The 13,679-nt window shown below is 48.3% G+C and carries 14 protein-coding genes and 1 tRNA gene; 8 read left to right on the forward strand and 7 right to left on the reverse strand.

Annotated elements, in window-relative coordinates; all coding sequences use genetic code 11:
• Positions 1-26: 26 nt before the first annotated feature.
• Complete coding sequence (gene mgtE / locus NC996_RS22175) at positions 27-1,376, reverse strand: magnesium transporter (protein ID WP_190425893.1); 1,350 nt, start codon at positions 1,374-1,376, stop codon at positions 27-29.
• 217 nt (positions 1,377-1,593) lie between these two features.
• On the opposite strand from mgtE, the gene NC996_RS22180 reads away from it, so the two are divergent.
• A complete protein-coding gene (locus tag NC996_RS22180) occupies positions 1,594-2,166 on the forward strand; it encodes a sporulation/spore germination protein (protein WP_190682036.1) in 573 nt (190 codons plus the stop codon).
• An 8-nt stretch (positions 2,167-2,174) separates the two neighbouring features.
• On the opposite strand, the gene NC996_RS22185 is transcribed toward NC996_RS22180, so the two are convergent.
• Complete coding sequence (locus tag NC996_RS22185) at positions 2,175-2,771, reverse strand: DNA-3-methyladenine glycosylase (RefSeq protein ID WP_190682039.1); 597 nt, start codon at positions 2,769-2,771, stop codon at positions 2,175-2,177.
• A gap of 289 nt (positions 2,772-3,060) precedes the next feature.
• Here NC996_RS22185 and NC996_RS22190 point away from each other — a divergent pair, with 289 nt between their 5' ends.
• A complete protein-coding gene (locus tag NC996_RS22190) occupies positions 3,061-4,722 on the forward strand; it encodes an MBL fold metallo-hydrolase (RefSeq protein ID WP_242037114.1) in 1,662 nt (553 codons plus the stop codon).
• Positions 4,723-4,800: 78 nt separating this feature from the next.
• On the opposite strand, the gene NC996_RS22195 is transcribed toward NC996_RS22190, so the two are convergent.
• A complete protein-coding gene (locus NC996_RS22195) occupies positions 4,801-5,112 on the reverse strand; it encodes a DUF6679 family protein (protein ID WP_190414032.1) in 312 nt (103 codons plus the stop codon).
• Positions 5,113-5,839: 727 nt separating this feature from the next.
• On the reverse strand, positions 5,840-6,082 hold the full coding sequence (locus NC996_RS22200) for a hypothetical protein (RefSeq protein WP_190414030.1): 243 nt from the start codon (positions 6,080-6,082) through the stop codon (positions 5,840-5,842).
• Between the two features lie 350 nt (positions 6,083-6,432).
• Between NC996_RS22200 and NC996_RS22205 the strand changes: the two genes are divergently transcribed.
• From NC996_RS22205 to NC996_RS22220, 4 genes are all read left to right on the forward strand, one after another.
• Positions 6,433-7,302 (forward strand): aldose epimerase, encoded by an 870-nt coding sequence (locus tag NC996_RS22205; RefSeq protein ID WP_190682042.1) that lies wholly within the window; start codon positions 6,433-6,435, stop codon positions 7,300-7,302.
• Between the two features lie 82 nt (positions 7,303-7,384).
• Positions 7,385-7,456 (forward strand) — tRNA-Lys (locus tag NC996_RS22210).
• Positions 7,457-7,823: 367 nt separating this feature from the next.
• A complete protein-coding gene (fba, locus tag NC996_RS22215) occupies positions 7,824-8,903 on the forward strand; it encodes a class II fructose-bisphosphate aldolase (protein WP_190414027.1) in 1,080 nt (359 codons plus the stop codon).
• 178 nt (positions 8,904-9,081) lie between these two features.
• Positions 9,082-9,207: a hypothetical protein gene (locus NC996_RS22220; RefSeq protein WP_277879716.1), complete on the forward strand. Its 126-nt coding sequence runs from the start codon at positions 9,082-9,084 to the stop codon at positions 9,205-9,207.
• 211 nt (positions 9,208-9,418) lie between these two features.
• Here NC996_RS22220 and NC996_RS22225 read toward each other — a convergent pair whose 3' ends face one another.
• Positions 9,419-10,231, reverse strand: coding sequence for a carbon-nitrogen hydrolase family protein (locus NC996_RS22225; protein WP_190682044.1), 813 nt, complete (start codon positions 10,229-10,231; stop codon positions 9,419-9,421).
• Between the two features lie 259 nt (positions 10,232-10,490).
• On the opposite strand from NC996_RS22225, the gene NC996_RS22230 reads away from it, so the two are divergent.
• On the forward strand, positions 10,491-10,703 hold the full coding sequence (locus NC996_RS22230; protein ID WP_190438182.1) for a hypothetical protein: 213 nt from the start codon (positions 10,491-10,493) through the stop codon (positions 10,701-10,703).
• A 362-nt stretch (positions 10,704-11,065) separates the two neighbouring features.
• Complete coding sequence (locus NC996_RS22235; RefSeq protein ID WP_190414150.1) at positions 11,066-11,659, forward strand: MarC family protein; 594 nt, start codon at positions 11,066-11,068, stop codon at positions 11,657-11,659.
• Here NC996_RS22235 and NC996_RS22240 read toward each other — a convergent pair.
• Both NC996_RS22240 and NC996_RS22245 read right to left on the reverse strand, forming a co-directional pair.
• Entirely contained in the window at positions 11,656-11,868 is a 213-nt protein-coding gene (locus tag NC996_RS22240) for a hypothetical protein (protein ID WP_348260021.1), read from the reverse strand. The genes NC996_RS22235 and NC996_RS22240 overlap by 4 nt on opposite strands.
• 27 nt (positions 11,869-11,895) lie before the next feature.
• On the reverse strand, positions 11,896-13,557 hold the full coding sequence (locus NC996_RS22245; protein ID WP_242037433.1) for a pentapeptide repeat-containing protein: 1,662 nt from the start codon (positions 13,555-13,557) through the stop codon (positions 11,896-11,898).
• Positions 13,558-13,679: the final 122 nt, after the last annotated feature.

Below are 13,679 nucleotides of genomic sequence, written 5' to 3' on the forward strand. Positions count from 1 at the left end.
ACAACGAACAGAAGACAACTGACTGCTCATCTAGATACTACATTCAAAGCCGCTGAGATTAGCGTCAGGAAAGTCAAGAACCCCAATGCATCTAGCGTCGTAGTCAGCAGCGGACCGCTAATGAGTGCTGGATCTAAGTTCAACCGTTTGATACCCATTGGCAGCAAAGTCCCTAGGGTGGCAGCCATCAAGACATTGATAGCCATCACCAGTCCTGCAACCAACCCCACCCATCGCTCATTGGCAGGAGACCAAATCAAAGAAAGGGCACCCAAGGCAAAACCTAGTGACAAGGCTGTACCTAAGCCAGCAAGAATTTCCTTACGGAGAAGTTTCAGCGTATCCTGTGGTGTTATTTCACCTACACCTAGTCCGCGCACAGTCACCGATAAGACCTGAAAGCCGACATTGCCACTACTATTGGCTAAAATTGGCATGATAATTGCCAAAACGGGCACTGATGAAATCGTTCCCTGAAAAGGCGCGATCGCATTGGCGGCTCCAACATAGAGAATAATATTCCCTAACAGCCAAGGCAGACGCTTACGAAGCGTCACCAAAGGAGGCGACAAGGCGGCTTCATCACCGCCACTGACTCCCGCCAGTTTCTGAATGTCTTGTGTGGCTTCCTCTTCTAGAATGTCCACCACGTCATCAATGGTGACAATCCCCACTAACCTATCTTCGCGGTCAACGACTGGCACGGCGATCAAGTCATAGCGCTTCATTAGTTGCGCGACTTCTTCTTGGGGCGTTTCTGTGTAAGTTTTGACAACGCGATCGCTCGCAATATCCCCAATCAGGGCATTGGGAAGCGAAAACAACAGTTGCCGCAACGATACAACCCGAACGAGCTTGCGGTTGTCGTCGGTGACGTAGGCATAGTAAATTGTTTCCTTATCTTCGTCACTGACACGGATTTTGCTCAAGGCTTCTCCGACCGTTAAGCCTTCGCGCAGCCGTACATATTCCGTCGTCATTACCCGACCCGCCGTGCCTTCGGGATAGCCCAGAATCCTGGCAGTTGCCTGCCGTTCTTCAAGGCTGAGTTGCTGCAACAGCCGCTTCACAATGCCTGCGGGTAGCTCGTCAAACAGTTCTGCCCGGTCATCCGGTCGCATTGCCTCTACAATCTGACACACCTGGTTATCGTGCAGCGAACCAATTAGTTCTTCTTGCACTTCCGGAGGCAGATATTCAAAGACATCAATGGCTTGAGCTTTATTAAGCAAGCGAAACGCGATCGCTCGCTTGGATGGGGGCAGTTCGACAATGTAATCCCCTACATCAACCGCCGGTAAGCGATTTAGCTCAGACTTAAGCTGATTTAAGTCAGCAATATCCGACAGTGCAACACGTCCTTCCTGAGTGAGCATAGAAACCTCCTAGTCTCCCCCCGCGCTGGGAGAGACTGACCCGCCCAGGCGCTAGAGGAGCTTACTACTGTCACCTAATGGACTTCGGTCCATAAATTCCGCAGAAATCTACACTGATATTGCTCAGCAGTATCAGTAAAACTATGCTATCCCCTCAAGGTGCCATTTACCATTGGGGGCTATCAAAAAATCTATCTAAAGACAGATTTCAAAAGCGATGAGGCGTACAAAAAATTATTGGGTTCCTCTATTAACTGGAGCGATTGTCGCCAGTCTGAGTAGTTGCGCTTCTTTACCGACAAACAGCGAAAGAGACAAAGCTGGCTTACCTCCCGCTCATGCTATTGAAGCCAGCAAAACTACGACGAAAGCGTCAGATGCCAGCCAATTGTTGACGAGTGCGATTAGCCAAGCAACAACAACCGCCTCCTCAAAAAACAATGTCACCGTCACCATCTATCAACCCGATACTCAGTGTGAAGCGCTAGTACCGGAAAAAGTAGACGTTTCAGCGGTTGAAAGCGTCCAAGCAGCGGTAGGCAAAGTTCTGGAGGAGCGGGACACAGCCGACTTTAATTTAGCTGGGTATCGTGTCAGCGTGAATCCCAGCAATCGAGTTGCCACGGTTGATTTGCGAATTGCACCCGGTTCCCAGCGGAAATTTGTCTCCCTTTCGAGCTGCGAACAATTTGCTCTGTTCGGTAGCCTCAGAAAAACCCTCACTGCGAATTCTCAATGGAAGATCAAAGATGTCCGCTTCACAGAGCAGGGCCAAGACATCTCCCTTTAAAGTTTCGATTAAAGTTTGGAGACAGCAGCACAACCGCGTAGATACCACCGCCACGGCAAATCGATTCCCTGTGATAAACCAATCCGAGTTGTTTGGACAAGTTCCGGCATAAATTGTGACTGACGATGCTCTAGCCACAGGGGTTGACCGGGTTGTAAAACTTGTGCATTTAATGTGCTGTCAATTTGTAAGGCGCGGCAGAGTTTACCTGGCCCAGCGGCGATCCGATGGGGTTTCGAGCGATCGCTCTCTTTGATCCAGGACGGTATAGACTCTAGCTGCAAAGCCCGAATCAAAACCGCACTGGGAATGCTGTCCTGGTCTGTGACCACGTTCAGGCAGTAGTAAATTCCGTAAATTAAATATACATAAGTTCTCCCGGCTGGCCCGAACATCACCCAGTTGCGCTCGGTTCGTCGCCGATAGGCATGGCAAGCCGGATCTTCAGGGCCATAGGCTTCCGTTTCTACAATTAGCCCTCGGATGATTTCTCCATCTGGCATCTGTCGCACCAACGTACAGCCCACCAAATTAGGTGCAACTTCAGTGGATGGGCGATCTAGCCAACAAACTTCTACAATTTGGGTATTTTTAATAAGATTCATCGTTAAATATACTTAAGATATACCAACCCACCCCGTTCAATCCATAAAAACTCATGGATGTCAAGCTAGTTTTAGCAGCCTTAACACTTGTTTTTACCGTATCGTGCCTATTTTTTGGCACTAAGAATGGATTTTACGATTCAGACAACTATCACGGAAACGGTTCTGCTCACTAAGATCGCTGTTAGCCAGTCAATTTTGGATTTTAGAGTTTGCGGAGGTCGGAGTTTCTAAGCCTCCGATGATTTTGGATTGAATCTAAAATCCAAAATCTAAAATTGAAAATCGAATGATGAGTCAACCCCCCCCGGTATCCTCTCACGGCTATGACGAGCTAGCCTATTTTCCCTATGGCGTCGGTCATGGTGACGAAGGCGTCTGCTTGCTGGTACGGATGGGGCCACACCGCATTCTCCTAGACTGTGGTTTGGCGGACATTTCCTCGCTCAAAGGTGAGGGAATTCCTCCAGCAGATTTAGTGCTGTGCAGCCATGCCCATCCGGATCACGCTAGGGGATTGCTGGCGCTGCATGAAAGCTTCCCCCAGTTGCCAGTCTATGCAAGTGAATTGACAACCCAGCTGCTGCCACTGAATTGGCCTGAGATAGCTCCGCAGAATCTCCCGCAATTGTGTCAGGCATTGCCGATGCGATCGCCTGTCGAATTCAAAGAGGGATTGAGTGCGGAATTATTCCCAGCCGGACATTTACCAGGCGCATCTGCAATCTTGCTGACCTACACGAGTCGCCACCGCTCTTACACCCTACTTTACACAGGTGACTTTTTCCTTTCAAACTCGCGGCTGGTGGAGGGGTTGCCGCTAGAAGCATTGCGAGGCTTAGAGCCAGATGTGCTAATTGTGGAAGGCAGTTACGGCACAGCGCGTCATCCCCACCGGCGGAACCAAGAAAATCAGCTGGCAGAGCGAATTAATCAAGCGATCGCTCAAGCGAATTCTGTCTTGATGCCCGTGCCCACTTTGGGACTGGGGCAAGAACTCTTGATGCTCTTGCGGAGTCACCACTTATTCACGGGTCGCAACCTCGATATCTGGGTAGATGGTAACGTGGCAGCTGGCTGCGATGCCTATTTGGATATTCTCACCAACCTCCCAGCCTCTGTGCAAAATTTTGCCCGTCATCAATCCCTATTTTGGGATGAACGGGTGCGTCCCAGAGTGCGTCGGTTGCTTCCAGAACAACGTCCCTCTGTCGGTCAGTCTCCATGCATTATCCTGACTGAGGAAAACCACGATCTTAGAGAATACTGTCAACCAGGCACCGGGCCGTGGGTGTTATTACTGCCCCAGCAACCCAGGTTCTCCCAAGAGCCTAGTTACTCATCGTTGACGATACAAAACTATTTGCTTGCCCAGCATTCTGATGGGCTGGGAACCACCCAGCTGATTCACAATATCCGTCCTCAGCACGTAATTTTTGTTCATGCCTCTCCCACCTACCTGGCTGATTTAACCGGGTTGGAGGAGTTGCACAACCGTTACCACTTGCATTCTCCACCGGCTGGGACGCTGGTAGAACTCCCGATTGGCGAGACGTTTGTGCAACCGGCGGCACCCGAAACCAGTTACGAAGGGGAGCTGACGGAACTGGGAACAGTCGTTACCATCACCCTACCGGAGGCGATCGCTGCCGATCCCCGTTGGCAACACTTTGCTGATACTGGTTTAGTGGAAGCCCGGTGGCAGGGTGAGGAACTGGTATTGCGCGGATTATCCCAACGAGAACTTTTAAGCCAAAGCAGCGACGCCAGAGTCCCCATGAATGTTGAGTGCTGCGGCAACTGCCTACACCAACGGGGGCAGCGCTGTTGGAATCAGGACTCGCCCCTGTATGGATTTAAGGTGACACCTGAAGGATACTGTCCAGTTTTTGAACCGGCGCATCCGCCTCCAACCCCTTCAGATGACGACCTAGAAAGCCTCGAAGATTGAAAAAGATAAGAAATCAAATCAAAAATTAAAAATGAAGCATCCCCCATTTCTAATTTTTGATTTTGCATTTTTAATTCCTCAGTCTGGATTCGAGTCGGGGAAACGCGGACGAATTTGTTCGGCTTCCGGACAATCGTCAGAGACAAGCGGTTCAGCATTGCCTCTGGGCACTGAAGCCAGCTTTTGTGTCACAGCACCAATGCTTTCGAGGCGAACCATTTCTTCCCAAGAACAAGCTTCATCTTCTTCTTCGGTTTCATAGCGGAGCGTGACTAAATCTCCTTCAATGTCAACGATGCGAGCGCGTTCGATCCAGCGTTGTTGGTCCCGCAAGAAAATACAGACCTCACGACCATCGCAACAGAGTTGATAAATCTTGCGGTGTAGCATGGGTTGCTTCTCCTGAGCAGATAAGTTGTGCAATTCTTCATGGAGCCTGCATACCTTTTTTTAGGTATCCAGCTTCTCTCAAACGTAATCGGGGTTGAATCCTGCCATTCTCCCAGGCTCCTGTCCTTATCTTTACCTATTTTTCCCAAAAGCCTGGAATGTGGGATTTGGGTTGGGTTTCTTAGGGGCGCAAGGCTTTGCATCCCTAAAGCCTGGGAATGCCGATTTTGGATAGGCAAGGAAGCCTCTTGGTCAGCCCCGTGCCAATTTTTGGAAAGATGTGGAAATCGAGGGTAGGGACAAGGGTTCAAAGTGAGCGTTCTAGATGATATTGCCGATTTAATTTCAAAGTTTAGCTTGAATCCTGCGGCATTTAAGATAGGGATTGTAGGATACTCCCTCTGGTAGAATGCGCGCACTCCAATCCTCATTCAGGGTTTTTACCACTAAGGGAAACTTGAATCAAGGCAGCTACGAGTATCAATGAGTCTTTTGAGATGAGTAATGGGAAGGCAACTGGTGACAAAAAGCCTTGACTGGCAACCAGTCCAACCTTGTAGCAGTCAATTCAGTCATCCTAACTCTCGCTTTGTTTAGGAAGCGCACCTAGCTGAGATTGGTAGTTCTTATTAATCATTCTAATAATTCTTGGCCCAGGTCGGCAGCGAATAAATAAAAATTCTACTGAGATCAAAGTTTTTCTATCGTTTTGGCAGCCGTGCCGCGATTACGATGCCTTGTAGTTATCAAAGAACGGTTTCAGGGCTTGTATCCGAGGCGATATCAGCGCTACGCTCTGCCGTGCTTCTCTTTGAATCTTACCGGCATTCAGTGCCTGGTGTAGGGTGTCAAGGGCTTCTAAATCCGCCGATTGGTAGCCTTTCATCACTAACACTTGGCGAATCAGACCTTCAGAAGCGACGCTGAGGCAACCTGTTTGGAAAGCTGACTTTACAAGTGTGCGAATCATGGCGACCTGTTTATCCTTGATTTGCTGAGATATCTATATTTGAGTATGAAATACTTTCCAAGATTAGGAATTGATGGTAATCCGCCATTTTTTGTGATTTTAGACCGTATTTTTAGGTGATCGAGGTCACAAATGGCAAAACCAAGCGGATGCTTGACAAAAGAAGAGTTTACTGCGGTTGCTGCTCTAGCGAGCAAGCTGTCGATTTAATCCTATAGATAGATTGACCGTATAAAACAGCTTAGTGCAGCGACTGTTAAGGATGTGTAAAGTAGATATGGGAATTTCAAGAAATGTTTGTTAAAGTTTGAGACAATCAGCAAATCCTCAATAGAAACGGAAAAAGACGGGTGTACGCGATCGCCACTAAGCAGCAGCTCTACAAAACCTACATCCTCTCAGACCAAGCCGCTCAGTCCCATCTAGAGGTCGTTCCAGAGCGAGGCGGTATCGTTACTAGCCTACGCATCCAAGGACAAGAAATCCTCTACCTAGATGCAGAGCGGTTTGCCAATCCAGACTTGAGCGTTAGAGGCGGGATTCCGATTCTGTTTCCCATCTGCGGCAACTTACCCGAAAGTCAATACACCTATCAAGGTCAGCCCTACACCCTCAAGCAACACGGCTTTGCCCGCGATATGCCTTGGGAAGTCACCGACCAAGTGACTCAAGACCTAGTGAGCCTTACCCTTGTCCTTAACAGCAACGACCAGACACGTGCCGTTTACCCGTTTGACTTTCAACTCGCCTTCACTTACCGTCTGTTGGGTAACACGTTAGAGATTCGGCAGCGCTACACCAATCACTCAGCCGAGCCGATGCCCTTCTCCACGGGTCTGCATCCTTACTTCTGGACACCCGAAAAAACCGGAATCAAGTTTGGAATTCCCGCCGCCGAATACCAAGATCAGCGCACCCGCCAAACCCATCCCTTCACGGGTGCCTTTGACTTTAACCAAGATGAAATTGATGTCGCCTTTAAGCAACTGAGCGGTCAAGAAGCCACTGCCTCCGACGCCAGCCGACAGTTGCAGCTCACCCTTAGTTGGGACAACCCTTATTCCACCTTTGTCTTCTGGACGGTCAAAGGCAAAGACTTTTACTGCATGGAGCCTTGGAGTGCCCCTCGCAATGCTCTGAATACCGGAGAGCAGCTACTGCGTCTAGAACCGGGAGGCAGTTTGGAGACATCAGTTTGTTTGACCGTAACTTTTTTATAAAAAAGTTTTTTTCAAAACCCCTTTCCTAATTCCAGTAATCTGTGTTACCGTTGTAAACGTTGTCTAAACAACTGAAGTTTTCGGGTCGCTAACTCAACGGTAGAGTACTCGGCTTTTAACCGAATAGTTCCGGGTTCGAATCCCGGGCGACCCATAAAAAAATACTCAAAAAAATACCTAAAGAAAATTAAGGCAAGAAGCGAGAAGCGCTCTGGCAAACGATTAGTTTTCTCATTTCCTAGCTGGAACCAGGAGAATCTACGTTATTGAGAGTACAGCCTTCTAGAGAAAGCATTCCCAGACATAAATTGGAAACGAGAGCAAAACCAAAACCCTGTTAAAAAGCCTAATGCTCTTGCTAAACCTCCACCATCAGGCAATCTTATAAATGCAGTATTGGCTGCTTATCTCGGAATTATCAAGATAATTCCCTAGAGACTGGTAAACTATCTTAAGATTATTGTAATAATTTCGCTGTCCAGAACAAAGTAACTGACGACGAGTCAATAGGAGGACTATTTATGGCGCTCGTACCCATGCGGCTGATGTTGGATCACGCAGCTGAGAATGATTATGGAATCCCAGCTTATAACGTTAACAACATGGAGCAGATCCAGGCCATCATGCAGGCTGCTCACGAGGCAAATAGCCCCGTGATTCTGCAAGCTTCTCGTGGCGCTCGGAACTATGCAGGAGAATATTTCCTACGCCATCTGATTCTGGCGGCAGTTGAAACTTACCCTCATCTCCCAATTGCCATGCACCAGGATCATGGTAATGCCCCAAGCACTTGCTACTCTGCCATGCGCCACGGTTTCACCAGCGTCATGATGGATGGTTCCTTAGAGGCAGATGCGAAGACTCCAGCCAGCTTCGAGTACAACGTGGAAGTCACCCGCAAGGTGGTGGAAGTCGCTCACTCAATTGGCGTCAGCGTAGAAGGCGAACTGGGTTGCTTGGGTTCTCTAGAAACAGGCATGGGTGATAAGGAAGACGGTCACGGTGCCGAAGGAGTTCTCTCTCACGACCAGCTGTTGACCGACCCAGACGAAGCAGTTGCCTTCGTAGAACAAACCGGCGTGGATGCTTTGGCAGTTGCGATTGGCACCAGCCACGGCGCTTACAAGTTCACCCGCAAGCCGACTGGCGAAATTCTGGCTATCAGCCGGATTGAAGAAATTCACAGCCGTCTGCCGAACACCCACCTCGTGATGCACGGTTCCTCCTCTGTGCCCGAAGATTTACTTGCCCTGATTAACCAATACGGCGGTACAATCCCGGAAACCTACGGCGTACCCGTTGAAGAAATTCAAAAAGGCATTAAGAGCGGTGTCCGTAAGGTGAATATTGACACGGATAACCGTCTGGCGATTACCGCTGCGGTGCGCGAAGCCTTGGCTAGCAATACTAAGGAATTTGACCCCCGCCACTTCCTCAAGCCTTCCATCAAGTATATGCAGAAGGTTTGTAGCGATCGCTATCACCAGTTCGGTGCTGCTGGTCAAGGTACCAAGATTAAGCAGATGACTTTGGATGAGTTTGCTGCTAAGTATGCCAAAGGCGAGTTGAATGCTGTTACCAAGAAGACTGTAACTGTCTAAGAAAAGTTTAGGTTTTGGATAAATCTAGTATCTAAAATTTGAAATTTTTCTTGTCGGGTGGCTTCCAAGCCACCCGTTTTTTTGTGTGTAAGAAGAGTTTTTTGGCAAACTTTCAGGAACAGGGAATAGCTGCTTTGTATAAATGCATAGCGTTGCTTTTTAAGAGTTTGTCAATCTTATGGCTAACAATAAATTTAAACCTTCTCCCGATTTAGGTAAGCCCGCCAGACGCGATGGTAGCGCCCCTAAAGTCACTGGCAATCCAAAGAGTAGTCCTCCCAAGCGCAAGAATACTGGTAAGTAAGGTGCCCGATGCGGCTTCTTTGCCGTTCGGTAATACCGGCGGTTGGCGCAATGTCTAACAAGAGGGCTTCTTTTATACATTCCTGGATTTTAGATTTGGGATTTTTGATTAGAAAACCAAAGCTAAAACAAGATTGAAAAATTCTAAATCTTTCAATCTGAAAAATGATATTAGTTTGCGCCATCGCCGGTCTATTTTTTTCCCAAAAGGCTCAGATAAAAACCCGATGTTGCAGGGAGGGCATTTGGCGGCGGATTTGTTCTAGGCGAGAGGGGTTAATTTCTGCGATCGCGACTCCCGGCGTATCTCCGGCATCCGCTAAAATAACGCCCCAAGGGTCAATAATCATCGCGTGTCCGTGAGTATGACGCAGGGCGTAATGCTGCCCAGTCTGAGCCGGTGCTATCACATAGCAGGTGTTTTCGATAGCTCTGGCTTGTAGTAAGATTTGCCAGTGATCTTTGCCAGTGTAGGCGGTGAAAGCAGCGGGGACAAATAGAATGTCAGCTCCCATCTGCGCCAAGTGCCGATACAGTTCCGGGAATCGGACATCGTAGCATACCGAAAGTCCCAAGGAACCCAAATGCTTGGAGGGATAAACGGGTGGTAGCCGCATCCCAGCCATGACAGTGCTAGATTCTCGATAGGTATTGCCGTCGGGCAAATTGACATCAAATAAATGTACTTTTTGGTAGCAGGCGAGTTCTTCCCCTGAAGGATCGATAAGCAAAGCGGTATTGTAGACTTTGCCGGTATCAACGGGAACGGGAAAACCACCACCCAAGATGGTAACTTGGAAGCGCTGAGCCATTGTTTTGAGGAATTTTTCGCTCTGGGTAGCGATCGCCTCCGATTGGGCTATCTTCTGCTTTTCTTCTCCTAAAAATGAGAAGTTTTCTGGCAAGCCTACTAACTCAGCACCCTGACGCACAGCAAGCTCGATGAGTTCTTCTGCCTGAACCAGATTTTTTTCCACATCTGGCAGGCTTGTCATTTGTATGGCGGCGGCGAGATAGGGCTTCATTATCACTCTCGTAATTTCATCTAAATCAGTCTAAATGCTGGTGAAGCTGAGAACATCAGAATATATATTATTCCTTTGTTGTGTGTCTAGGCATTGATGAAGGGTTGGTTCGAGCAATCCTGTGGATTATACCGAAGGTACTTATTTAGAGAGATATTTACTCAGCTAAGTAGGAATGCGGACACAAATCATCCGGATGCGCGTCTTCAGTGACAAAGATGCTGTTTTGAAATCATCGTGTGTTCTGGTAGCAATGGCAATGAGTCTGATTAGTAAAATTGTGCAACAAGCTTTGGTAACCGGCTATCTAACGGTTGAAGCCGAAGAGCAGCTACGTCAGCTTTTAAAAACCAAGTATGACTTTGATGACTTTATGGCTTTCATTACCTTACAAAAAGAGGCGATGGAAGGTCGGGTTCGTCAAGAGTCTCGTGAATTGCTGCATTCTAGCCGTGTTTCTGCCTTAGTTTAAACGGGGAGCGATCGCTTATTTTGCATTAGCAGAGCGCCACGCGGACGCGCTATCGCAACACTTGCGCGTTTGTCACCGCAGCTTAAAGAAAGTATTCACTGGATCTAGGCACTTCAGGAAGAGGGAAAAACAGGGCGATCGCTTTCTCAGATGAGGTTGAGCGATCGCTCTCTCACTGTATTGAGGTTTAAATTATAACAATGAATATTATTGGTTGACACTACGACAACTCTATGAATGAGTTGGAGTCCTTGGCTGGCACGGGATATCTGACTCGTTTGAGATCAACCTTCGGAATGGCGAAACGGCAAGGCATCCACGTTACGGTTAGAGGAAATATTTTCTAAGGGTCAACTGTGGAGCTGGATATCTCTGTTCTGGTTAAAACTTTTGTAGCTGTGTTTGTCTTGGCAGATGCGTTGGGCAATGCACCGATCTTTTTAGTCCTGACGAAGGGCATGGAACCGGAGCAAAGAGACAATGTGGTGAATCGGGCAAGTATTGTAGCGACAGGGGTGCTGCTGATATTCGCTTTTGGGGGTAAAGCAGTTCTAAATTACTTAGAAATCAGTATGGGGTCTTTGCGGGTTGCTGGGGGACTGCTTTTACTCTTAGTTGCCCTACAAATGCTACGTGGAGAACTAGATACACCGATTGTCGAGCAGCAGCGCGATATCGCGATTACTCCGATGGCATTGCCTCTGTTAGCTGGGCCAGGAACGCTAACGACGGTGATGCTGTTGATGTCTGAATCTCCAAATGCTCATCTCAGCGTGGTGGTCGGGATTGTCTCTGCGATGCTGGTGACATGGTTGATTGTGCGTCTGGCAAACCGGATTGACCACTTGCTCGGTGCCGAAGGTGCAGTGATTATTACTCAACTTTTAGGCTTTCTGTTAGCAGCGCTGGCAATCGAAATCGGCAGTGCTGGAATTCGGGAACTGTTTCTAACTTAAGATGCGATCGCGTTTTTTACGAACCGCCAAGACGCAAAGAACGCGAAGGAAGAGGGGAAGAGAGGGCGATCGCATTCTCGATGTAGGGGCGAAGCATTCGGGCGAGTTAGTTTGTGGGAAAAGTGTAGATTAATACCCCGAATGCTTCGCCCGACCCCTAGGCGATCGCGTTTGTGAGATGAGGCGAGGCGATCGCATCGCTTTTCCACCACAACAAATAAGAGCGATCGAGAACTTTAGCTCAACCCTAGCTGTTGCTTTAAAGCTTCTGGCACGTTCTTGGCTGTTGCCAAATTCCGAATATTCTCCCAATTCGTATACTTCTCCCAAAAAATGTGTTCGAGGTTTGCGCCGCTGAGGTTTACGCGGCTGAGGATTGCGCGGCTGAGGTCTGCACGGCTGAGGTTTGCGCGGCTGAGGTTTGCGCGGCTGAGGATTACGCCGCTGAGGTCTGCACGGCTGAGGTTTGCGCCCCTGAGGAGTGCGCCCCTGAGGTTTGCGCGGCTGAGGTTTGCGCCGATAAGGTTTGCACCGATAAGGTTTGCGCGGCTGAGGTCTGCGCCGCTGAGGTCTGCGCCGCTGAGGTCTGCGCCGCTGAGATTTGCGCCGCTGAGGAATTTACCAACTGTTGCTAAAAAGCCCCTAATACCGATACATTCGCTGTAACCGATGATGCGAAGCAATCGAACATTATCAAAACTATCAGTATCTTTTTCACCGCAGGGAAAGAAAGCAATTTTGTCTTTTAAGTTATTTTTTAACTGAGCATAGCGGTGCAACTCAAAGAGCAAAATCAGCACATTCAGTCCCGCATAAATATCCACCTGTTGCAGTCCCAGCCGCTTAGTTTCTGGCGCTTGCTCTTTCATTTGCAACATCTTCTTCTGCGGCAAATTTTCTGGAGTGGTATCGATAAATTCGCTATCGCACCAGCGCAGATAAAAATTCTCCAATCGTTGGCATAATTTTACGGGCTGAAACTCCGGACTGGCAGTTAATAAAGCCATTAAATATTCCACAATTTCTGGAGTCACTCCACCGTAGCCAAATAAATCGTAGATTTCTCGATCCATTTGGTCAGTGAAAATAGCAAACTCCTGCCACTTTTCTCCCTTTCGCGTCCAATTCTCTAAACTTTTTTTGAGCCGTTCCGCCCACAAAAATTCCCCAAAACTCTTGTGGGTAAACTCCACCGAACCGCCTTTGTCACCTGCCGCAGGCTGGAGATAAAAAGCCGCTAAAGCATTTTTCAGCGCATCGTCGCCGTGTGTTTCTCTAGCTTTTTGAATCAAGTCAAAAGCTTTATGATCGCCCTTCAACCGTGACTCGATTGTTTTCATCTCGGCATATTCACCGCCGGACTGCACGACGCACAACCCCGCCTCTGCCAAGATGCGTCGCAGTCCTTCGGTTTCCTGTGCGGTTAGTATCTGATTCAGGCTGTCTTTACGTTGTTTCGTCAGTACCCACTCCAAAGATTGCTCGTAAATCAGAATTTTTGCCCCGACACCGCTGGCACCCTCAAACATCTCTACCGTCAACTTGCCATCCCGGTGCATCATTGCCAATAGATAAAGCAATAGCGGTTCTCTAGCTAATTCTCGCACCCGATCCGGACAGCGTTTATCTGCCAAAAACTGCTGAAATGCGGAATTTTTATCGCTGCCAACTTGAATTTCCCATTTAGTAAACCACTGCTGCTGGATTTCGTCATCCATCGGCAACAGTTCCACTCGCTCCAAGTTGTCAAGCATTCTTCCTTCGATACCTTGTAGTGCCAAAAGTCTGCCTGTAATTATCACCCGATGTCCTTTTTCCGAATTTTGCTTACAGCTATGCTGAAAAGTACCTGCTTGCAAGAGAAACTTTTCTAATCCCTTGCTGGTTCCTCTTTCCATCACTAATTCACGTCTAATGTGAATTAGACAAAGGAACGGGAGAGATTGAGAATCAAAGTACCACCCATGAAACTCATCTCTCCGATGACTAGCATAGACTTTCCTAACTTGATGATTGTCGT

The sequence above is a fragment of the Trichocoleus sp. ST-U2 genome, from assembly GCF_039961875.1.
GTDB lineage: Bacteria > Cyanobacteriota > Cyanobacteriia > Cyanobacteriales > FACHB-T130 > FACHB-T130.